The sequence below is a fragment of the Bradyrhizobium sp. AZCC 2176 genome (genome assembly GCF_036924645.1).
Classification (GTDB): domain Bacteria; phylum Pseudomonadota; class Alphaproteobacteria; order Rhizobiales; family Xanthobacteraceae; genus Bradyrhizobium.
The window spans coordinates 49,170-70,519 of sequence record NZ_JAZHRX010000001.1 but is presented as its reverse complement, the minus strand read 5'-3'; the positions used below and the strand labels follow the sequence as shown (position 1 = coordinate 70,519).

The 21,350-nt window shown below is 63.0% G+C and carries 19 protein-coding genes; 13 read left to right on the top strand and 6 right to left on the bottom strand.

Translation table 11 applies throughout. The annotated features are described in order from the left end of the window. Positions 1 to 12: 12 nt before the first annotated feature. Positions 13 to 516 (bottom strand): hypothetical protein, encoded by a 504-nt coding sequence (locus tag V1288_RS00320; protein ID WP_334355179.1) that lies wholly within the window; start codon positions 514 to 516, stop codon positions 13 to 15. 232 nt (positions 517 to 748) lie between these two features. Here V1288_RS00320 and V1288_RS00315 point away from each other — a divergent pair, with 232 nt between their 5' ends. From V1288_RS00315 to V1288_RS00285, 7 genes are all read left to right on the top strand, one after another. Then, the gene (locus V1288_RS00315; protein ID WP_334355178.1) at positions 749 to 955 is read left to right on the top strand and encodes a hypothetical protein; all 207 of its coding nucleotides are present in this window, start codon (positions 749 to 751) and stop codon (positions 953 to 955) included. Next, on the top strand, positions 948 to 1,193 hold the full coding sequence (locus tag V1288_RS00310; RefSeq protein ID WP_334355177.1) for a hypothetical protein: 246 nt from the start codon (positions 948 to 950) through the stop codon (positions 1,191 to 1,193). The genes V1288_RS00315 and V1288_RS00310 overlap by 8 nt, the downstream gene beginning before the upstream one ends. A gap of 191 nt (positions 1,194 to 1,384) precedes the next feature. After that, positions 1,385 to 2,263, top strand: coding sequence for a squalene synthase HpnC (gene hpnC, locus V1288_RS00305; RefSeq protein WP_334355176.1), 879 nt, complete (start codon positions 1,385 to 1,387; stop codon positions 2,261 to 2,263). Beyond that, complete coding sequence (gene hpnD, locus V1288_RS00300) at positions 2,260 to 3,099, top strand: presqualene diphosphate synthase HpnD (RefSeq protein ID WP_334355175.1); 840 nt, start codon at positions 2,260 to 2,262, stop codon at positions 3,097 to 3,099. The genes hpnC and hpnD overlap by 4 nt, the downstream gene beginning before the upstream one ends. After that, entirely contained in the window at positions 3,099 to 4,352 is a 1,254-nt protein-coding gene (gene hpnE / locus V1288_RS00295; RefSeq protein WP_334355174.1) for a hydroxysqualene dehydroxylase HpnE, read from the top strand. The genes hpnD and hpnE overlap by 1 nt, the downstream gene beginning before the upstream one ends. Positions 4,353 to 4,419: 67 nt before the next feature. Next, on the top strand, positions 4,420 to 6,414 hold the full coding sequence (gene shc / locus V1288_RS00290; RefSeq protein WP_334355173.1) for a squalene--hopene cyclase: 1,995 nt from the start codon (positions 4,420 to 4,422) through the stop codon (positions 6,412 to 6,414). Then, positions 6,411 to 7,160: a phosphorylase gene (locus V1288_RS00285; RefSeq protein WP_442893895.1), complete on the top strand. Its 750-nt coding sequence runs from the start codon at positions 6,411 to 6,413 to the stop codon at positions 7,158 to 7,160. Before shc ends, V1288_RS00285 begins: the two co-directional genes overlap by 4 nt. A gap of 124 nt (positions 7,161 to 7,284) precedes the next feature. Here the strand turns inward: V1288_RS00285 and hpnH are convergent, their stop codons facing one another. Together hpnH and ispH are read right to left on the bottom strand one after the other, a co-directional pair. After that, a complete protein-coding gene (hpnH, locus tag V1288_RS00280; RefSeq protein WP_334355172.1) occupies positions 7,285 to 8,445 on the bottom strand; it encodes an adenosyl-hopene transferase HpnH in 1,161 nt (386 codons plus the stop codon). A gap of 64 nt (positions 8,446 to 8,509) precedes the next feature. After that, complete coding sequence (gene ispH / locus V1288_RS00275) at positions 8,510 to 9,436, bottom strand: 4-hydroxy-3-methylbut-2-enyl diphosphate reductase (protein WP_334355171.1); 927 nt, start codon at positions 9,434 to 9,436, stop codon at positions 8,510 to 8,512. Positions 9,437 to 9,881: 445 nt separating this feature from the next. Here ispH and V1288_RS00270 point away from each other — a divergent pair, with 445 nt between their 5' ends. Further along, entirely contained in the window at positions 9,882 to 12,467 is a 2,586-nt protein-coding gene (locus V1288_RS00270) for an MMPL family transporter (RefSeq protein ID WP_334355170.1), read from the top strand. On the opposite strand, the gene V1288_RS00265 is transcribed toward V1288_RS00270, so the two are convergent. Continuing rightward, positions 12,435 to 13,103, bottom strand: a complete 669-nt coding sequence (locus tag V1288_RS00265; protein WP_334355169.1) for a DUF2147 domain-containing protein — start codon at positions 13,101 to 13,103, stop codon at positions 12,435 to 12,437. The genes V1288_RS00270 and V1288_RS00265 overlap by 33 nt on opposite strands. Positions 13,104 to 13,205: 102 nt before the next feature. Between V1288_RS00265 and hpnO the strand changes: the two genes are divergently transcribed. The 5 genes from hpnO to V1288_RS00240 all read left to right on the top strand — a co-directional run bounded on the left by hpnO (position 13,206) and on the right by V1288_RS00240 (position 19,478). Next, complete coding sequence (hpnO, locus tag V1288_RS00260; RefSeq protein ID WP_334355168.1) at positions 13,206 to 14,597, top strand: aminobacteriohopanetriol synthase HpnO; 1,392 nt, start codon at positions 13,206 to 13,208, stop codon at positions 14,595 to 14,597. A gap of 118 nt (positions 14,598 to 14,715) precedes the next feature. Beyond that, entirely contained in the window at positions 14,716 to 15,123 is a 408-nt protein-coding gene (locus tag V1288_RS00255; protein ID WP_334355167.1) for a GFA family protein, read from the top strand. Between the two features lie 169 nt (positions 15,124 to 15,292). Further along, positions 15,293 to 15,559, top strand: coding sequence for a hypothetical protein (locus V1288_RS00250; protein ID WP_334355166.1), 267 nt, complete (start codon positions 15,293 to 15,295; stop codon positions 15,557 to 15,559). Positions 15,560 to 15,731: 172 nt separating this feature from the next. Continuing rightward, positions 15,732 to 17,600 carry a sigma-54-dependent Fis family transcriptional regulator gene (locus V1288_RS00245; protein WP_334355165.1) on the top strand — a complete coding sequence of 623 codons (1,869 nt, stop codon included), beginning with the start codon at positions 15,732 to 15,734 and terminating at the stop codon, positions 17,598 to 17,600. A 276-nt stretch (positions 17,601 to 17,876) separates the two neighbouring features. After that, complete coding sequence (locus tag V1288_RS00240) at positions 17,877 to 19,478, top strand: peptidoglycan-binding protein (RefSeq protein ID WP_334355164.1); 1,602 nt, start codon at positions 17,877 to 17,879, stop codon at positions 19,476 to 19,478. 116 nt (positions 19,479 to 19,594) lie between these two features. Here the strand turns inward: V1288_RS00240 and V1288_RS00235 are convergent, their stop codons facing one another. Beyond that, complete coding sequence (locus tag V1288_RS00235; RefSeq protein WP_334355163.1) at positions 19,595 to 20,149, bottom strand: flavin reductase family protein; 555 nt, start codon at positions 20,147 to 20,149, stop codon at positions 19,595 to 19,597. Between the two features lie 89 nt (positions 20,150 to 20,238). Then, entirely contained in the window at positions 20,239 to 21,339 is a 1,101-nt protein-coding gene (locus V1288_RS00230; protein ID WP_334355162.1) for an LLM class flavin-dependent oxidoreductase, read from the bottom strand. Positions 21,340 to 21,350: the final 11 nt, after the last annotated feature.

The window sequence follows — 21,350 nt, the reverse complement described above, 5'->3', positions numbered from 1 at the left end:
CGAAGGGCAGCGTCAGGTCTTCGTCATCGTGATCTTGACGCCGCGGATTTCGCCCTTGGAGTCGATCTGCACGCTCTGCTTGTTGCCGGTGGTGCGCAGGTTCAGGTTGGCCGCAAAGCCCGACGCTTCGACGAACACCTCGATCTGGCCGCCGCCCGCGGTACCCTGCAGATTGCCGAAGATATTCCGGCTCTTTTCGCTCCAGTTGCCGGAGATGCGGTCACCCTGGCTGGTTACGTCGCTCGACAGGTCGAATTTGTAGCTGTCGCTGGCGCAGTGCAGATTCTGCTTCAGGCCGAGCCCGCTGGCGTTGACCTTGTAGTCGGCCTTGCAGCGGATGTTCTCGGTGGTGCCGTTGGAGAGCGCGACGGTGCCGGTGCCGCTCCAGTTGCCGTCAAAACCGGCGAACGGGCCTCCCGCCTGGGCATGGCTTGCGGTAACCGACAACATGATCGCGGCGCCGACGCCGGCCGCTGCGAGAGCCTGACCGAACAAGCTGGAACCAAACAGTTTCATCGTGAGTTTTCCCATAAAATAGACGCTTCTCTTGCAAGATACGTCTCGCCGCATCGAAGATTTAGTGTTCCCGCAGTATCTTAGGTTCAAATGACAGAGTGCGGTTTCCGGCGCTCTCGGCACGAAAAAGTGCACGCTCGGCCGAGTGGATTCGAAGCATTCACACCGACTCCGTCGGCGCAGCATCTAGCTTTGCACCGCATTGTCTGCAACATCCAATTGTCGGGAAAGTGTGGCCGAAATACACTTTAGATATCAGTCGGTTATTGAAGGTGCTCAGGTCGCTGCAAAGCTCGCCGTAAATTTGTCCGCATTTACCATGCTTGTCATCGGTTCGTTGCTGCGTTACGCGGCGCGCCTGCCATCCCAACAAATCCGTTCCGGCGCAGATCGAGGAACAGGATTTCTTGCCGCCGAAATGAAGGAATACGATGCGTAAATTTCTCCTCGCACTCACCCTGTTGTCGCTCTCGGCTTCGTCCGGAGCCTTTGCCCAGCAGCAACAGCAACAACGCAGCGGAACGCCGGAGGAGCAGAAGGCCTGTTCCCGCGACGTTCAGAAGCACTGCCGTCCGGTCATCGACCAGGGCGACTTCACCATCCTGGCGTGCCTCAAGGAGCATCGTTCCAAGATCAGTGCCGCCTGCGACCAGGTTCTGAAGAACAACGGCCAATAGCCGCACGCACATCCGTTAACCGTCGCGGAAAGCCCATTTTTCGACGGAATCGCGGCTACGACGGGTGGAGCTGATCAGCCCATAGAGCATTGGTTTTGGCGGCGTATTCCCCTATATGGGGCTCGCGATCTCCTCGCGTGCGCTGAGCATCAGCGCATGCCGTCAATTCCGATGAATGTAGCCAGTTCCTGATGACCAGCGCGAGCGACCTGCGATCCGGAAAGACCCACCGCGACGAGAATTTTCCGGTCGCGTCATGGATCATTCATCCGCGTCACCGGGCGCTGATCCTCTCATTCTATAATTTCGTCAGGACCGCCGACGATATCGCCGACCACGCAACCCTCGGCGCTGACGAGAAGCTGCGCTATCTCGACCTGCTCGAGGCGGAGCTGCTGGGCACGGGCGATACGCAACCGGAGGCGGTCAATCTGCGCCGCGCTTTTGCCGAGCGTTCGATGGCGCCGCGCCACGCGCTCGACGTGTTGGTCGCGTTCCGGATGGATGTCACCAAGCTGCGCTACGAGAACTGGGACGACGTCATCCACTATTGCCGCTATTCGGCGATGCCGGTCGGGCGCTTCATGCTCGACGTCCATGGCGAGAGCACCTCGACCTGGGCCGCGTCGGACGCGCTGTGCGCGGGCTTGCAGATCAACAACCATTTGCAGGACTGCGCCAAGGACTACAAAAACCTCAACCGCGTTTATCTGCCGCGCGACGCGCTGGCTGCCAGCGGCGCCACCGTCGAGATGCTGGGCGAGGCGAAGTCGCAGCCGGCGCTGCTGCAATGCCTTCATGCGCTCGCGGTGCGCACCGAAACCCTGCTCAATGAAAGCAGGTCGCTCAGCGCCGAGGTGAAGGATTTCCGGCTCGGGCTCGAGGTCGCCGTGATCCAGGCCTTTGCCGACAAGATCGTCGGCATGCTGAAGGTGCGCGATCCGCTGAGCGAGCGCGTGCACCTGAGCAAGCCCGAATTGCTCGTGCAGAGCATCGGCGCCATCACTGGCGAAATGATCAGGCGCGCCGCGCGACGCCGTCCCCTGACAAAACCGGCGGCCGGCGCATGACGGTACAGACGGCAGCGGCCAACGCAGATTACGGCACCACCGCGTCGGGCAGTTCGTTCTACGCGGCGATGCGCATCCTGCCGCGCAGGCAGCGCGAGGCAATGTTCCAGATCTACAGCTTCTGCCGGCAGGTCGACGACATCGCCGATTCCGACGGGCCGCGGCCCGAGCGGCTGGCCGCGCTGCAGCAATGGCGCGACGACATCAATGCGCTATATCACGGTCATCCGCCGCCGCGCGTGCAGGATTACGCCGCCTCGGTGAAAACCTTCGGCCTCAAGCGCGAGGATTTTCTCGCGGTCGTCGACGGCATGGAGATGGACGTGCCACAGGATATTCGTGCCCCGGATCTTGCCACGCTCGATCTCTATTGCGATCGTGTTGCCAGCGCCGTCGGGCGTCTGTCGGTCAGGGTGTTCGGTATGCCGGAGGAAGACGGCATCCTGCTCGCCCACCATCTCGGCCGCGCGCTGCAATTGACCAATATCCTGCGCGACATCGACGAAGACGCCGGCCTCGGCCGCCTCTATCTGCCGCGCGAAGGCCTGCTGCTCGCCGGCATCACCAGCGACAATCCGCAGAAGGTGACTGCCGATCGCGCACTTCCTAAAGTCTGCCTGCCGCTGGCCGAGCGGGCCAAGAAACATTTCGAGAAGTCCGACGAGATCATGAAACGCAATTCGCGGCGCGTGGTGCGCGCGCCGCGGATCATGTCGAAATATTACCGCGCGATACTGGACCTACTGCTGGCTCGGGGCTTTGCCGCCCCGCGCGAGCCGGTCCGCGTCCACAAATGGGCGAAGATTGCCATCCTTCTCCGTTACGCGATCATCTGATGCAGAAAAACGCTCATATCGTCGGCGCCGGCATTTCCGGCCTCTCGGCCGCCGTGCGGCTGGCCAACGCCAATTACCGGGTGCATGTCCACGAGGCCACGCAGCAGGTCGGCGGCCGTTGCCGGTCCTATTTCGATGCGGCCACCAATCTCACCATCGACAACGGCAACCATTTGCTGTTGTCCGGCAACCGCCATGCGCTGGCCTATGCCCGGTCGATTGGCACCGAGGCGGGACTGGTCGGACCGAAGGTTGCGCAGTTTCCTTTTGTCGACATCATGACCGGCCAGCGCTGGCAGCTCGATCTCGGCGACGGCAAATTGCCGCTATGGGTGTTCGACGAAGCGCGCCGCGTCCCCGATACCAAGTTGCTCGATTACCTCGCATTGATGCCGCTGGTCTGGGCAGGCACCGCAAAGCTGGTCGGCGACACCATCCCCTGCAAAGGCACGCTGTACCAGCGGCTGGTGCAGCCGCTGCTGCTGGCGGCGCTCAATGTCGATCCGCCCGAGGGCTCGGCCGGCCTGGCCGGCGCGATCGTGCGGGAAACGCTGCTGGCGGGCGGGCAGGCCTGCCGGCCGCTGATCGCGCGCGACGGCTTGAGCGCGGTTCTGGTCGAGCCGGCGATCAAGCTGTTGCAGGACAAGGGAGCCTCGATCCAGCTCGGCCATGAGCTGCGCGAATTCGCGACGACAGGCAACGCTGTCGGCGAGCTGAAATTCGGCAGCGACGCGATAGCGCTCGGTCCCGACGACGTCGTGGTGCTCGCGGTGCCGCCGCGCCCTGCGGCGGGGCTGTTGCCGGGTCTGAAGACGCCGTCGAAATTCCGTGCCATCGTCAACGCGCATTTCCGGTTCGATCCGCCCCGCGATGCCGTGCCGATCCTCGGCGTGGTCGGTGGCCTCGTGGAATGGCTGTTCGCATTCCCGCAGCGGCTGTCGGTCACCATCAGCAATGGCGACCGGCTCGTCGACATGCCGCGCGAAGAACTCGCGCTGGCGATCTGGCGCGATGTCTGCAAGGCAGCCAGCCTGCAGGGTGATTTGCCGTTGCCGCCCTGGCAGATCGTGCGCGAGCGCCGCGCGACGTTCGAGGCCACGCCGGAGCAGAACGCGCTGCGCCCGGGGCCGGTGACATCGTTCAAAAACCTGTTTCTCGCCGGTGACTGGACTGATACGGGATTGCCGGCAACCATCGAGGGATCGGTGCGGTCGGGTGACCGCGCCGCCGATCTGATCCTGGCGGGGCGTTAAAAGCCCAACGGACGTTGCGTGACCGGCTTCACAGAACCCGGTCGCGAATAGAGGGATGTCTAGCGCTATGCTTTCCGTAGACAAAAAAATTGCAGTCGATCCCGTCGCGACAGTCGACGTCGCGACAGTCGACCCCGTCGCGCTGGAGAAGAGCATCTCGTCGGCGACCGAAGCGTTGCTTGGTTACCGGCAATCCGATGGACACTTTGTGTTCGAGCTGGAAGCCGACAGCACCATCCCGTCGGAATATATCCTGCTGCGGCATTATCTCGCCGAGCCCGTCGACGCCGCCCTCGAGGCCAAGATCGCGAACTATCTGCGCCGCGCGCAAGGCAACCATGGCGGCTGGCCGCTGGTGCAGGACGGCCCGTTCGACATGAGCGCCAGCGTCAAATCCTATTTCGCGCTGAAGATGATCGGCGATTCCGTTGACGCCCCGCATATGGTGCGCGCGCGCGAGGCGATCCGCAGCCACGGCGGCGCTGCCCGTGTCAACGTCTTCACGCGGTTCCTGCTTGCCTTCTACGGCGTGCTGACCTGGCGCGCGGTGCCGGTGCTGCCGATCGAGATCATGCTGCTGCCAATGTGGTCGCCGTTCCACCTCAACAAGATTTCCTACTGGGCGCGCACCACGATCGTGCCGTTGATGGTGATGGCGGCGTTGAAGCCACTGGCGAAGAATCCCAAGGGCGTCGGCATCGACGAACTGTTCCTGCAGGATCCCAAATCGGTCGGAATGACGCCGAAGGCGCCCCACCAAAGCTGGGGCTGGTTCACCCTCTTCAGCGCACTCGACAAGATCCTGCGCGTCGTCGAACCGTTATTTCCGAAAAAGCTGCGGCAGCGCGCGATCGATGCGGCGCTTGCGTTCATCGAAGAGCGGATCAACGGCGAAGACGGCATGGGCGCGATCTATCCGCCGATGGCCAACATCGTCATGATGTATGACGCGCTCGGCAAGGGGCCGGATTTTCCGCCGCGTGCGGTCACCCGCAGGGGCATCGAAAAGTTGCTCGTGATCGGCGAGCACGAGGCCTATTGCCAGCCCTGCGTCTCCCCGGTGTGGGACACCGCGCTGACCTGCCACGCGCTGGCGGAGACGGGCGGCGAAGATACGATCAAGAAGATGGAGCAGGGCCTCGACTGGCTGAAGCCGCGGCAGGTGCTCGATCTCAAGGGCGACTGGGCAGCGAAGGCGCCCGACGTCCGCCCGGGCGGCTGGGCGTTCCAGTACAACAACGACTACTATCCCGATCTCGACGACACCGCCGTGGTGGTGATGGCGATGGACCGTGCTCGGCGGGCGTCCGGCAGCGAGGAGTACGATCAGGCCATTGCGCGCGGCCGCGAGTGGATCGAGGGCCTGCAGAGCCGCGATGGCGGCTGGGCCGCCTTCGACGTCAACAATCTCGAATATTACCTCAACAACATCCCGTTCTCCGACCACGGCGCGCTGCTCGATCCGCCGACCGAGGACGTGACCGCACGCTGCATTTCGATGCTGGCGCAGCTCGGCGAGACCGCGAAAACCAGCAAGGCGGTCGCGGACGGGATCGCCTATTTGCGCCGCACCCAGCTCGCGGAAGGGTCATGGTACGGCCGCTGGGGCCTCAACTACATCTACGGAACCTGGTCGGTGCTGAGTGCGCTCAACGCCGCTGGCGTGGACCACCAGGACCCGATGATTCGCAAGGCTGTGGATTGGCTGGTTTCGATCCAGAACAAAGATGGCGGCTGGGGTGAAGATGCCGTCAGCTATCGCCTGGATTACAAGGGATTCGAGGACGCCCCGTCGACCTCGTCGCAGACGGCATGGTCCTTGCTTGGACTGATGGCGGCCGGCGAGGTCGAGAATCCAGCCGTCGTCCGGGGCGTGGAGTACCTAAAAACCACACAGACCGAAAAAGGGCTTTGGGACGAGGCGCGTTACACGGCTACGGGCTTTCCGCGGGTGTTTTATTTGCGGTATCATGGCTACTCGAAGTTCTTTCCGCTCTGGGCGCTGGCGCGGTATCGGAATTTGAGAAGCACCAACAGCAGGGTGGTAGGGGTCGGGATGTGACTTTGGGGGCGGGGGCCGCCGCGATCGTGGACAGTTCGGTTGATCGCAATTCGAATGATCCACGGCCGGTGTTGATCGTAACAGGATTGGTGCAGGAGGCCCGCATAGCGGCCGGGCCCGGCATGATCGTCATCTGCAGTTCCAGCGATCCGCAGCAGTTGCGCGCATTGCTGGCAACGCTCGATTCCACCACTTTCAGGGGTGTCATCTCGTTTGGCGTCGCCGGCGGGCTCGATCCGTCGCTGAAATCGGGCGACGTGGTGGTGGCGACCGAGGTTCTGGCGGGCGATACCCGTTTTCTGGCAGGTCTGGCGCTGAACGAGGAATTGATCGCTAGAGCGGCGCTGCGGCGTCGGCGCGTTGTCCGCGGCGGCCTGGCCGGGGTGGAACAGGTGATTGCGGCGACCGCCTGCAAGGCCGCGCTGCATTCGGAGACGGGCGCGGCAGCGGTCGATATGGAGAGCCATATTGCCGCAGCCTATGCGGCCGAGGCCGGGTTGCCATTCGCGGCGCTGCGGGTCATCTCCGATCCGGCTAGCCGGGCGCTGCCGGCGCTGGCCAAGAGCGTCATCAAGCCGAACGGCGACATCGACCTCCGCAAGGTGCTCCGCGGGGTTGCGCGCAATCCCACCACGCTGCGCGCGCTGGTCTCGACGGGACTTGATTTCAATCGCGCGCTGCGCTCCTTGCGTGGCTGCCGCGGCTTCCTGCACGGCGAGGAAGGTCTCGCCACGGCGAATATCTGAGCCGCAGCTCGCGACAAAGCAGCTTCAAGATTTTCTGACTTCTGGATTTTCGAAGGGCGTTAAACAAAAAGAAAGGGCCCCGGTTCCCTCAGGAACCGAGGCCCTGATCTTTTCGCCATCCCGCTCAAGCAGCGGTGGAGGCCTTTTCCTGCTGCTTAGCGGCAGCGGCAGTGGCCTCGTCGCGGCGGATTTCCGAAAGCTTCTTCTGGACCTGTTCGGAGAAGATGTACTGCGCCGGGCGCTGCTTGGTGAGATCGATCTCGGGCGCCATCGGACCCGTGGTGCGGACGCCGCGCAGCGCGACCCACATCGCCTTCAAGGGATTGACCAGGGCGGCGTTGGCTGCGGTCGGCTCGTAGCCGCAATGCGCCATGCAGTCGGCGCACTTCTCGTACTTGCCGGTGCCGTAAGTCTCCCAGTCCGTGGTTTCCATCAATTCCTTGAAGGTCTTGGTGTAGCCTTCGCCGAGCAGATAGCAGGGCTTTTGCCAGCCGAAGATGTTGCGCGCCGGCATGCCCCAGGGCGTGCATTCATAGTTCTGATTACCGGCGAGGAAGTCGAGGAACAGGCCGGAATGCATAAAATTCCACTTCTTGCCCTTGCCGAGCGCGAACACGTCGCGGAACAGCTTCTTGGTCTTGGTGCGGTTGAGGAAGTGGTCCTGGTCCGGGGCGCGCTCATAGGCGTAGCCCGGCGACATCGAGACGCCGACACCGAGTTCGGTGGTGAAGTCGAGGAACTTTGCGATGTCCTCGGCGGCGTGGCCGTCGAAGATGGTGGCATTGACGTTGACGGTGAAGCCGCGGGCCTTGGCGGCCTTGATCGCGGAAACCGCGCGGTCGAACACGCCCTTCTGCGACACCGCCTTGTCGTGGTGGTCCTTCAACCCGTCGAGGTGCACCGAGAAGAACAGGTACGGCGAGGGCTCGAACAGATCGAGCTTCTTTTCCAGCAGCAGCGCGTTGGTGCACAGCGAGACGAACTTCTTGCGCGCTACGAGGCCGCGCACGATCTCGCCGATCTCCTTGTGAATCAGCGGCTCGCCGCCGGGGATCGCCACCATCGGCGCGCCGCATTCGTCGGCCGCATCCCAGCATTCCTGCGCCGACATGCGGCGGTTCAGGATTGCATCGGGATAGTCGATCTTGCCGCAGCCGACGCAGGCGAGGTTGCAGCGGAACAACGGCTCCAGCATCAGCACGAGCGGATAGCGCTTCCGGCCAAGCAGCTTCTGCTTGATCAGATAGCCGCCGATACGCATTTCCTTGAAGAACGGTATTGCCATTTGAGAGATTTCTTTCTGGACTTGGGTCTGGGCCTGGAGCCCAGACTTGGAATCGTGAAGTAGATCAGCCCGTAGTCAGTTCGGCCGGAAGCCGGAACTCGATATTCTCCTCCCGGCCGGGAAGCACCGATACCTTGACGGGTCCGATACGTCTCAAAGCCTCGATCACGTCGTCGACCAAAACTTCGGGCGCCGATGCGCCCGCGGTAATGCCGACTGCCTTTGCATCCTTCAGCCAATCAGGGTTCAGCTCACTGCCATCGGCAATGAGATAACTCGCGACCCCGACCTCGGTGCCGATTTCGCGAAGCCTGTTCGAGTTGGAACTATTGGCGGCCCCCACCACCAAGATGACGTCCACCAGCTTGCTCAGGTCCCTTACCGCAGATTGGCGGTTCTGTGTCGCATAGCAGATATCCCGGATGTCGGGGCCTTGAATATCTGTAAATTTGGCCTGAAGGGCCGCAATTATGTCCTTTGTGTCGTCCACGCTGAGGGTCGTCTGGGTGATATAGGCCACCGGCGCATCGACCGGCAGCGGTAGCGCCGCCACGTCATCGACGTTCTGGACCAGCAGAACCGGTCCTGGAACCTGGCCCATGGTGCCCTCGACCTCGGGGTGGCCGGCATGGCCGATCAGTACCAGGGTGCGGCCCTTGGACATATACCGCTTGCCCTGGTTATGGACCTTGGTGACCAGCGGGCAGGTGGCATTGAGGACGGGCAGGCCACGGGCGGCGGCCTCTTCCTCGACACTGCGGGCCACGCCATGGGCGCTGAACACGGTTACCGCCAGCGGCGGAACCTCCGACAGGTCCTCGACGAAGATCGCGCCCTTGGCCTTTAGGCTTTCGACCACGTACTTGTTGTGCACGATCTCGTGCCGAACATAGACCGGCGGACCGTATTTCTCGAGCGCACGCTCAACGATTTCAATGGCACGCACGACGCCCGCACAAAATCCGCGGGGCTGCGCTAGATACACTTCCATGGGACGTCCATTACGCTTGTTGCACCAGGTACTGAATTCGCAAATTCACCCGAAGGTCTCCGTGCAGCCGGTCACATTCGGATATGTGCAATATCCGCACCATGACCGGAACCCGTAGGTAATCCCCACCCAAGTAGATGGAAGCGCAGGACTATGTGTCAAAAATTGTGCGGCTGGAAAAGGTGCATCGCGCAATGGTTACTGAGTTTCAGGTAATTAGATACCTAAAAGCGCTTTGCACAAACCGTTGTTCCTCACCGGTTCGTCACTTTATCGCCCTTTAGGACGGGCTATACCGGCCCCGAACACCCCGTCCCGTCGGTTTTGGCGCTTCGCTTGAACCCTCGTGCAAGTAACCAAAAACAACATTAGATCGGCTCCGGGAACTCCGCTAGACAGCGGGCGTTTTTCGCCCAGCTCTCCTTGAGATTTAGAAAGAAACGAAGTGCTGACCAGTATTGTTGTCTCCGTTGTCAGAACCTGTACGCGGTTTGCCACTCTCGTCGTCATCGTCTCGCTGCTTCTGGCGGTCGGGGGGTGCTATTACGCGGCCCGGCATTTCGCCATCAACACCGACATCAACACGCTGATTTCGCCGGACCTCGATTGGCGCAAGCGCGACAATCAGTTCGAGCACGCGTTCGACCGCGAAAAACTGATTCTTGCCGTGATCGAGGCGCCGACGCCGGAGCTCGCCAGCGCCGCGAGCAAGGCGCTGGCCACGAAACTCGCCAGCGACAAGCACTTCGAATCGGTGCAGCCGCTGGGTTCCGGTGAGTTCTTCGAAAAGAACGGGCTGCTGTTCCTGCCGATGGCAGAAGTCGGCAAAGTCGCGGGCCAGCTCGAAGCCGCCGCCCCCCTGATCGAGATCATGGCCGGCGATCCCTCGATCCGCGGCCTGACCGGCGCGCTCGAAACCGGGCTTGCCGGCGTCAAACGCGGGCAGGTCAAGCTCGACAATACCGAACGGCCCTTCAACCTGATCAGCCAGACGGTCGAAGACATCCTGAACAAGGGAACGGCGACGTTCTCCTGGCGCGAACTCGTCAGCGACAAGCCTTTGACCGACGCCGACCGGCGCGCCTTCATCGAGTTCAAGCCGAAGCTCGACTACAATGCGCTCGAACCCGGCAAGGACGCGACCGACGCGATCCGCCAGGCCGCGACCGACCTCAATTTTGCGGGCCAATACAGCGCGCGCGTGCGGCTGACCGGCCCGGTTCCGATCGCGAACGAGGAATATTCGACGGTGCAGGACGGCGCGATCCTCAACGGTATCGCGACCGTCCTCATCGTCCTCGTGATTCTCTGGTTGGCGCTGCACTCGTCGAAGATCATCTTCGCGGTGTTCGTGAACCTGTTCATCGGCCTTTCGCTGACGACCGCCGTGGGCCTGATGATGGTAGGATCGCTGAACCTGCTGTCGATCGCCTTTGCCGTGCTGTTCGTCGGCCTCGGCGTCGATTTCGGCATCCAGTTCAGCGTTCGCTACCGTTCCGAGCGTTTCAAGAACGAAGATCTGGCGCTGGCGCTGGAGAGCGCGGCCAGGCGCTGTGCGGTGCCACTGTCGCTCGCCGCGATGGCGACCGCCGCCGGCTTCCTGTGCTTCCTGCCGACCGACTACAAGGGCATTTCTGAACTCGGCAAGATCGCCGGCGCCGGCATGCTGATCGCGTTCATCACCAGCATCACCGCCCTGCCGGCCATGCTGAAGCTGCTTCACCCGCCCGGCGAAAGCGAGGCGGTCGGCTACGCGTTCCTGGCGCCGGTGGACGAATTCCTCGAACGGCATCGCGTCATCATCGTCGTTGGCACGCTGCTGCTGGTCGTGGCCGGCCTGCCGCTGCTCTATTTCATGAAATTCGACTTCAACCCGATCAACCTGCGTAATCCGAAGGCTGAGTCGATCGCGACCTTCCTCGACCTGCGCAAAGACCCCAACACCGGCGCCAACGCCATCAACGTGCTGACCAATTCGGAAGCGGAAGCGAAGAAGATCGAGGCGCGGCTGGAAAAGCTGCCGGAAGTCCTGCGCGTGATGTCGATCGACAGTTTCGTGCCGGAGGATCAGCCGGCGAAGCTGCAACTGATCGGGAAGGCGGCGAGGGTGGTGGGGCCTGCGCTCAATCCCGATTCTGTCGATGCGGCGCCCACCGATGAGGAGAATGTCGATGCGCTGAAGAGTTCGGTCGACAGCCTGCGCAGAACCGCCGGCGACGGCAAGGGGCCGGGCGCGGTTGCCTCGCGAAGGCTGGCGGATGCGCTGTCGAAACTTGCCGGCAGCAACCGGGCGACGCGCGACAAGGCGCAGAACATCTTCGTTACTCCGCTCAAGATCGTGTTCGATCAGCTCAGGAACACGATGCAGGCAGGCCCTGTCACGTTGAAGACGCTGCCGCCGGAGCTGTTGAATAGCTGGAAGTCGAAGGACGGGTTGATCCGCGTCGAGGCGCTCCCGAAGGGCGACCCCAACGACAATGACAACCTGCGCCGCTTTGCCGACGCGGTGCTGGCCGCCGAGCCGAATGCGATCGGCGGGCCGGTGTCGATCCTCAAATCCGGCGATACCATCGTGAAGGCGTTCATCCATGCCGGCATCTGGGCGCTTCTGGTGATCAGCCTGTTGCTCTGGCTGACGCTGCGGCGGATCACCGACGTGCTGATGACGATGGTGCCGTTGCTGGTGGCCGGCGCGGTGACGCTGGAACTCTGCGTGCTGATCGAGCTGCCGCTCAACTTCGCCAACATCGTCGCATTGCCGCTGCTGCTCGGCGTCGGCGTCGCCTTCAAGATCTATTACGTGACGGCCTGGCGTGAGGGCAGAACGAATCTGCTGCAGTCGAGCCTGACGCGCGCGATCTTTTTCTCTGCGCTGACGACGGCGACCGCATTCGGAAGCCTGTGGCTATCCAGTCATCCCGGCACCGCCAGCATGGGCAAATTGCTGGCGCTGTCATTTGTCATCACGCTTGCCGCGGTGCTGCTGTTCCAGCCGGCGCTAATGGGCAAACCGCGCGATGTCGGGAAGTAGGCAGATATCGCCGATATCGGCGGGCTGGGCGGCTGCCGCCTGCTTCTGACCGGGCGCGGCTTTCGGCGCCGGCGCCGGATTCACTGCACCCGTGGTCTTCGGCGCCGACGGTGCGGGTGCTGGCGCGGCGGTTTTGGGCGGAGCGCCGGCCGGCCCCTTCGGCGCGCCCTTGGCCATGCTGTTGGCAGGGCTCGAGGGAATCGGCGGTCCGACACGCGTCCAGGTCTCTCCGCCGCAGAGGAAGCCCAGCACGCAGCCTTGAATCTCGAGTTGGTCGGTGCCGGCAGGCTTGATCGTCGAGCTGTAGAGCTGTCCGTCCTTGGCATTGTAGACTTGGCCTTCCCAGGCATCGACGCCGGGCTTTTTCTTCATGTCGATCAGGATCGGCATGCCCAAGGTCGGCCGGCTCTGCTTGGCGGCATCGGGATTATTCTTGTCCTTGCCGCCCGGCGTCTTTTCCCAGGCGACGACGCCCCACATATTGCCGTTGCATTGAGCGACGCGAATGTTGGCCACACCGTCGGCCACTTTCCAGTCACCGGTGGGATCGGCGGCAAGCGCCGCATTAAGACCTGTGGCTAAAAAAACTCCCGAATAAACTATTGTGCGCGCGATCGTTCTTGGGCAGTGCAACATGGTTCAGACCTGTGTTTAAGTAGATGATCCAAAGCGGGGGTCAAAACGCCGCATTGAGTGTTTTCAGTTGACGAAACGGCCATCAACCGACGTATGTAGCCAATGCCAGATTCATATCTAGATGTTTCCGAGCTGTTTGTTGAGCGGCAGGCGCAGCGCAGTTCCCTGCATGCGCGCCACCTGAACGAACAGCTCGTCCGGGTGCTGAAGACCATCGGCTACGATGTGGGCTTTCAGAAGGGTCAAGGTCAATACCTGTTCGATCGCGATGGGGCCCGCTATCTTGATCTACTCAGCGGATTTGGCGTTTTTGCGATTGGCCGCAATCATCCGGCGCTGCGCGAGGCGCTCAAGAGCGTGCTCGACAGCGATTTTCCCAATCTGGTGCAGCTTGACGTCTCGACGCTCGCCGGCGTGCTGGCGGAACGCCTGCTCGAACATGTTCCATATCTGGACAAGGTGTTCTTCGCCAATTCCGGCGCCGAGACCGTCGAGGCCGCGATCAAGTTCGCGCGCGGCGCGACCGGCCGCCCCGGCATCGTCTCCTGCTCGCATTCCTTCCACGGCCTGTCCTACGGCGCGCTCTCGCTGATGGACGATGCGAACTTCCGTAGCGGATTCGAACCGCTGCTGCCGGGATGCACGCAGATTCCGTTCAACGATCTCGCCGCGCTGGAGCAGGCGCTGTCCTCGCGCCAGGTCGCGGCCTTCATCGTCGAGCCGATCCAGGGCAAGGGCGTCAACCTGCCCACGGATGAGTTCCTGCCGGGCGTCGCCGCGCTCTGCAAGAAATACGGCTCTATCTTCATCGCCGACGAAATCCAGACCGGCATCGGTCGCACCGGAAAATTCCTCGCGGTCGAGCACTGGAATGTCGAGCCGGACATGGTGCTGCTGTCGAAGGCGCTGTCGGGCGGCCACGTCCCGGTCGGCGCGCTGCTGACGCGCAAGTCGATCTTCGACAAAATCTTCAACCAGATGGACCGCGCGGTCGTGCACGGCTCGACCTTTGCGAAGAACGATCTGGCGATGGCCGCCGGCATCGCAACGCTTGATGTGATCAAGCAGGAAAAGCTGGTCGAGCAGGCCGCCAAGCGCGGCGCCGAGCTTCGCCTCGCGCTCACGCGGATGGTGCCCGGCTATGAACTGCTGAAGGAAGTACGCGGCAAGGGGTTGATGATCGGCATCGAGTTCGGTCCGCCGAAATCGTTGCGGCTGAAGGCTTCCTGGAATCTGCTGGAGACTGCGAATAAAGGCCTGTTCTGCCAGCTCATCACCGTGCCGCTGTTCAAGGATCACAAGATCCTGACGCAGGTCTCCGGCCACGGCAGCCACACCATCAAGCTGCTGCCGCCGCTCGTGGTCACGGAAGAAGATTGCGCCTGGATCGAAAAGTCGTTCGACGACGTCATCGCCGCCAGCCACAAGGTCCCCGGCGCGATCTGGTCGCTCGGCAAGACGCTGGTCGACAACGCGGTCAGGAAGTCGGCGTAAATCCTCGAAGCCCGGATGAAGCGAAGCGCAATCCGGAAGCGTCCCGCTGGTTGATGGATGTCCCGGATTACGCTGCGCTCGATCCGGGCTACACATCATCGTTTTTCGGGAGAACCGCATGGTCAACATCACCGGCGGCTGTCATTGCGGCGCGATTCGCTATGAGATCGAGGGCGAACTCATCGTTCATGCCTTGTGTCACTGCGCTGATTGCAGACGCCACGCCGGCGCGCCTGTTGTCGGCTGGTCGATGTATGCGGAAGACGCGCTCAAGGTGACGAAGGGGACGCCGAAGGTCTACCAATCCTCCGAGCATGGCCGGCGGCAGTTTTGTGCCGACTGCGGCACAGGTCTCTTCTACACCAATGCGAATGTGTTGCCCGGCATCGTCGACATCCAGAGCGCGACCTACGACGACCCCGATGCCGTTCCGCCGATGATGCATATCCAGACCGCAGAGCGCATTCGCTGGATGGAGCGCGCGCACGAACTGCCGACCTTCGAGCGCTTTCCGCCGCAGGCGTAGCGGCTTGCAGCAGTCTGGATCTGCTGGTGCAGATAGTCTTCGCATTCACGCCGTCGGGACTTTTGCGCACGGCTTTTCAAATCGCGGTGAAACCATCGTACAGCTCTCCGCTTTTGCGGTGCGATACCCAATTGGACGGAGTGACTTCATAACAAAAGGATCGTCCCCGATGACCAGGTCCATCCCGACACTCGCCGCCGCGTTTCTGATGACCGCGATCGCAACACCCGTGTTCGCGCAGGCCGCGATCCAGGAGCCCGGCGCCTACTCCTTCGCTTATCCCAACGCGGACGTGCTCGGCGGGCGGCCGGCGTATCGATCGTTCGATCGATCGAATGCCTATTACAATTCCAACGCCTATTACAACGAGGCTGTGCCCGAACCGCGGCTGCGGCAGCGGTCAGTCGCGCCAAAGCATTATCGCAGGGCGCAGTAACGCGAGTGGCTCGCCTGCAGACGCAGGTCAGTTCCGCGTCGCGGGCGGGACCGTGACCGCATCACGCCATGCGGGCTGGTCAGCCCGCCTCTCACAGCGTCTCGCTTGACGATTGACTTCCACGCCTGCGGTGCCAGACTTTGCAGAGCACTACAGGGGTGGAGACGTCCGCATGGCCAGCCTTTCGGCCTCGAACCATGTCGCCCGCGTTTTGTCCGTCGCCGATCAGGTGGCCGACATCGATAATGGTTCGCGGATCGCGAACTCCTGGCGGCGCTGCCTGATCGATCACAAGCTCGATCCCGCCCGCCGCGGGCCACCGCAGACATTCACTGAAGCCGAAGTCAGACACGTCGCCGAACCGATGGAGGAATTGATCCGGGCCGCGGTCCCCGAACTGGAGGACCTCGCGCGTGTGCTGCGCGACGCCGGATATTGCGTCAACCTGGCCGATCCCAACGCGACCATGTTGATCAGCCGCCTTCCCGGCGGCACCGATGACCGGATGTTCCTGCAATGGAAGGTCTACACGGGGTCGAATTTTTCGGAGTCGTTTGAGGGGACCAACGGGCTCGGCACCGCGCTCGCCGAGCAGAAGCCGATCCTGGTGCATCGTGATGAACATTTTCGCGAGCAATGGGGCATCTTCAGTTGCGCGGTGGCGCCGCTGTTCGATCATGGCGGCCGCCTCGCCGGCGCGGTCAACATCACGTCCTGCCGCGACGACCTCAGCCGCGCCGCGCACCAGCTCGCACTGGCGGTCACCATGGACGCCACGCGCCGGATCGAGCGGTCGATCTTCCGCCGGCGTTTTCGCAACGCCTGGATTGCGACGGTGCCGGGCGAAGGCGGCAGCGGCCTGATTGCCTATGACGACGACCGGCGGGTGGTCGGCGCCTGCCGGTCGGCGCGATCGATGCTGACGCTGACCGACGGCCTGCTCGAATCCGGCATCGCATTGTCCGATGTCGTCAGGTTCGATAATCAAGCCGCAAGCATGGCGGACGGCCGTGTCAACCTTCATCGTGCCGACGACGGCAGCCCGTTGGGAGAAGGGCACGTTGCGCCGCCGCTGCGCGCGAAACCGACAAAACTTCCACCGGCACGGCGCCCCGAAGTCCCGGCAGGCCGGTTTGACCGCCTGAACCAGCTCGCCGGCAGTGATCCGGTGCTGGTCAGGGGCGTGAACCGCTTGAAGAGCATCGGCGATCACAATCTACCGATCCTGCTGCGCGGCGAGACCGGCGTTGGCAAGGACGTGTTCGCGCGCGCCATTCATGCTTCGAGCAGTCGTGCGCGGCAAAACTATGTGGCGCTCAATTGCGCGGCGATGCCGGAAAGCCTGATCGATGCCGAATTGTTCGGTTATGAAGCCGGCGCTTTCACCGGCGCACGGCGCGACGGATCGAAAGGCCTGATTGTACAGGCCGACGGCGGAACGTTGTTCCTCGACGAGATCGGCGACATGCCGATAGCGCTGCAAACGCGCCTGTTGCGCGTCCTGGAAAATCGCGAGGTCTGGCCGCTCGGGGCGCTGAAGCCGGTGGCCGTCGACATCCGCCTCATCAGCGCAACCCATCGCGATCTCGGCCGCATGGCGGAGGCCGGCAGCTTTCGCGCCGACCTCTACTACAGGCTGCGGGGCCTGGAAATCAGGCTGCCCGCGTTGCGCGAGCGCGCCGACAGGTCCGACCTGATCGCGCTGATCGCAGGCGAGGAGGCGCCGGATTGCCGGCTTGCGCCCGCGGCGTGGTCGATGCTGCTGGCCTATCCGTTCCCAGGAAACATGCGGCAGCTACGCCACGCGTTGCGGCTCGCCGGCTGCACGGCCGAGGACGGCGTCATCACGGATGCCGATCTCGATCTGCCGCCGTTCGGCGGCTGCGCCGCGCAGCCTGATTCCGCTGCGGCCGAACGCGCAGAAATCACCGAAGCGCTGCGCCGCCATGGCGGGCGCGTCACTGATGCCGCGCGGGCGCTGCATGTCAGCCGCGCCACGCTCTACCGCAAGATCAAGCTGCTGAAGATCGATCCGCACTAGCGCTAGAGCATGACCCCAAAAATTCGACGTCGACCGTGGTCGCCTCGGCGTGGCGGCCAGCGCAGCCCAGTTTCGCACCGGAACCCGTCTGTGTCCCGCTGACGCAACAGGCGTGAATGGGAACGAATGGCAACGGGCTTTCGTTTTCCCAGCAGATCGGAAACTCGGACGAGCGCTCGTTTGCAGCAGGTCCGTCACTCATAACGGAGCCTTGAACTGCGCCGTTCGAAAGTGCCGCGTCGAAAAAATGCTGCGAGCAAACGGAGGAGGTTCCACATGCACAGCATTAGCAAGAGCAGGTTCCTGCTGACCACAGCAGCGCTGCTCGCCGGCGTCAGTCTGGCGGCGGCACAAGGCATGCGCGATGGTGGCGGCGGTGGTGGAATGGGTGCCGGCGGAGGAGCTGGCGGCGGTGCCGCCGAACAGAGGCAGTCGGGAGGTGGAATTTCGCAGGGCGCAGGCGGCGCATCCCGCAGTGAAGGGATGACGCAAGGCCGAGCAGGCGGCCGCGTGGAAAGCCCTGCTGTTGCGCCATCGCGCGCACAGCGTAGCGAAGGAATGAGAGAGGGCGGCCGCGCGATGGACAGGGGCGAGCGACAGATCGGCGCGGATCGGTCGCAGCGCGGGCAAAAGGATCAGACCGTGGGGCAAGGCCGTGGCGAGCGCGATCAACTGCGTCAGTCCGAACGAAAGGCGCAGGACCAGTCCCATGGCAGGCAAAAGGACCAGACCGTGGGGCAAGGCCGTGGCGAGCGCGACCAGACGCGTCAGTCCGAACAAAAGGCGCAGCAAAAGCAGAAGCCGGCAACCGCAGAGACAACCCAGCAGCGCCGTGACCAGACCGGTGCGGCAACGGAGCGTCCGAATGCAAGGCCGGGTACGACGACCGGCGCCAACACCAGGCCAAGCGCTCCTTCCCAAGGTCAGGCGCAGCAAGGTCAGGGCGCAACGACCGGCGCCAACACCCAGGGACAGGCCAATGCGCCTGCACAAAACCAGGGCGCGGCCGCCCAGAGCATGTCGGGCCGCGTGTCAGTGACTGCGCAACAGCAGACAACGCTGCAGCAGTCGGTGCTCAGCTCGCGCAACGTCGCGCGGGTCAACGCCAGTTCGATCAACTTCCGGATCAACACGGGCGTCGTGGTGCCGCGGCATGTCTCCTTCGTGTCAGTCACGGCATTTCCCGTATTGATCGACACGTTCCCGGACTACCGCGACTACAGCTTCTTCGTCGTGGAGGACGAGATCGTGTTCGTGGATCGGGGCCGGAGGATCGTGGACGTTATCCCGGCCGGACCGAGGACGCGGTTCACGGGTCGTGGCCGCATCGGCGGTGGCAGCGTCGCCGCGCTCGATCTCAGCCCCGACGAAATCCGCGTGGTGCAGCGGGTGCTTATCCAGCGCGGTTTGCTGACTGGCAGAGCGGATGGTGTGTTCAGCGTCCGGACGCGCGAGGCTTTGATGGTCTTCCAGCGGCAGCAGGGCCTGCAGGCCAGCGGCACGATTGATACACGCACTGTTGCCGCGCTCGGAGTGTCCAACAAGATAAGTGCCACTCAGAACCAGCCGACGACGGCCGGCCAGCAGCCATCGGCGCAGCAGAACGCGACCGGCCAGAACACCGGTCAGGCTAATGCGCCTGCCCGGCAGAACGAGCCTGCGACAACCGGTCAGGCTGGACAAAACCAGCCGGCAACTACCGGCCAGGCCGGCACGCAAAAGCCTCCGGCTGGTCAGACGACTGGACAGGCCCCGGCGCGAGGCGGCAATCAGCCGAGCTCCAACCAGCCGTCCGGACAGACCAACCAGAACAACAATGCGCCGGCACCTGCGACCAAGAGCCAGTCTGATCAGGGCGGTTCAGGTCGCAAGTATTGAGATCACCCTGAGCCCCGCTTCGGCGGGGCTCTTGTTTTTCTTCAGGGTCAATCGCAACCGCGATTGTCCGCGTCATGTCCGGTCTGGGGTTAATCTCAGAGATCACGGGGCGGGCGTCAGGAAAAATCGCTCCAGCTCAGCCGCCTCGCATCGACATCGCCGAGCGAGAGCGCATCCCTGATCTCGTGCGCGCCGTGAAAGCTTCCGCGGAGATAGAGCAGGGGCGTATTCTGCGCGGACACGGACACGTTTCGTACCTCACCTATGAAGATCGAATGGGTTGCTGTTTCGAATTCCTGCGTCAGCACGCAGTCGAAGGCGGCAACGGCATCTTCCAGGATCGGTGTGCCGGTGACGCCGGTGATCCAGCGCCCGAAGGCGAAGCGGTCGTCGCCGTTGATGCCCTTCTGCCCGCTGAAGGTCAGCGCCAGCAGCGCGTGCTCCTCATGCAGGAAGTTGACCGCGAAGGCGCGCTCCTCGCAGATACGCGCATGCGCGCTCGCATTGCGGTTGACGCAGGCAAGCAGCGACGGAGGCTTGTCGGACAGCGAACAGGCGGATGTCACCGTCAGACCGGTGCGCTGCCCTGGCGCCGTGCCCACCGTCACCAGCGCAACGGCGCCGGCACATTCGCGCATGGCCTGCTTGAAACTTGGCGCGTCGATGTTCATGCCTCGATTCCAGAGATGATGCTGACGGTTGTGATCAAACGCAGACCAGCGGGTGCGAAACAATCGTCCCGCACCCGCTGTTTTCGCTGTCACGCCGCCTTGATGCGATCGGCGCCGAGATGTTTCAGCCGCGGCATCACCTCATGTCGCAACAGCTCGAGCGAATGGCGCCATGCCTCGGGCTTGTGCTTGTAGTCGAAGCCGAACACCAGCAGCACGCCGAAGCCGCCGACCTCCTGATAGATGGTCTCGATCTTTTCGGCGACGGTGGCAGGCGAGCCGACGATCCAGTTGCGGCGGGCGCAATAGTCGACCGTCACGTCGCTATCCGGTACATCAGGCGCGTGCTTCAAATAATCCTTGAAACCGAAATGCCCGAGCAGCGGCAGGAAGTACTCGCCCATCATCCGGCCCATCATGTCGCCGGCCGAGAGCTTCCAGGCTTCCTCGTCGGTATCGGCGACGAACACCTCGCGCACCAGCCGCCAGTCCTGCCGGTTCGGCTTGCGTCCGGCTTTCGCGGCACCCGCTTCCACCGAGTCCCAATGGCTGCCGACATAGGCCGGATTGAGGTTGAGGCTCATCGGGATGAAACCGCGCTCGCCGGCAAGTTTTAGCGTATCCGAGTTCTTGGAGAGCCCGGCGACCCCGATCGGCGGGTGCGGGGCCTGCACCGGCTTGATGTGGGGCTTGAGAAAATCGAACATCGTGTCCGGCTTCGTCACTGTCCAGAACTTGCCCTTGTGGGTAAAGGGCGCGGGCTCGCTCCAGAGCTTCAGGATGATCTCCAGCGCCTCCCGCGTCATGTCGCGGTTCTGGCCGCTCATGCCGTCGACATTGAACATCGCCCAGTCGCTCGGCAGGCCGCTGGCCGCGACGCCGAAATTCAGCCTTCCCTCGGAGAGATGATCGAGCATCGCGACGCGGTTGGCGAGTTCGGCGGGATGATGATAGGGCAGCAGGAATCCGCCGGGACCGATGCGGATGTTCTTGGTCTGCAGCAGGGCCTGCGCGATCAACAGGTCCGGCGCGGGGTGGGGCTCCCAGGGCGCGGTGTGATGTTCGCCGATCCAGGCTTCCTGATAGCCGAGTTCGTCGAGCCAGCGCAGGACCTGGAGGTCCCAGTCCTGCCCTTCCTTCAACCCGCACTCCGGCGGATGCGAAGGCATCGTGAAATATCCGATCTCCATGGCGTTTCTCC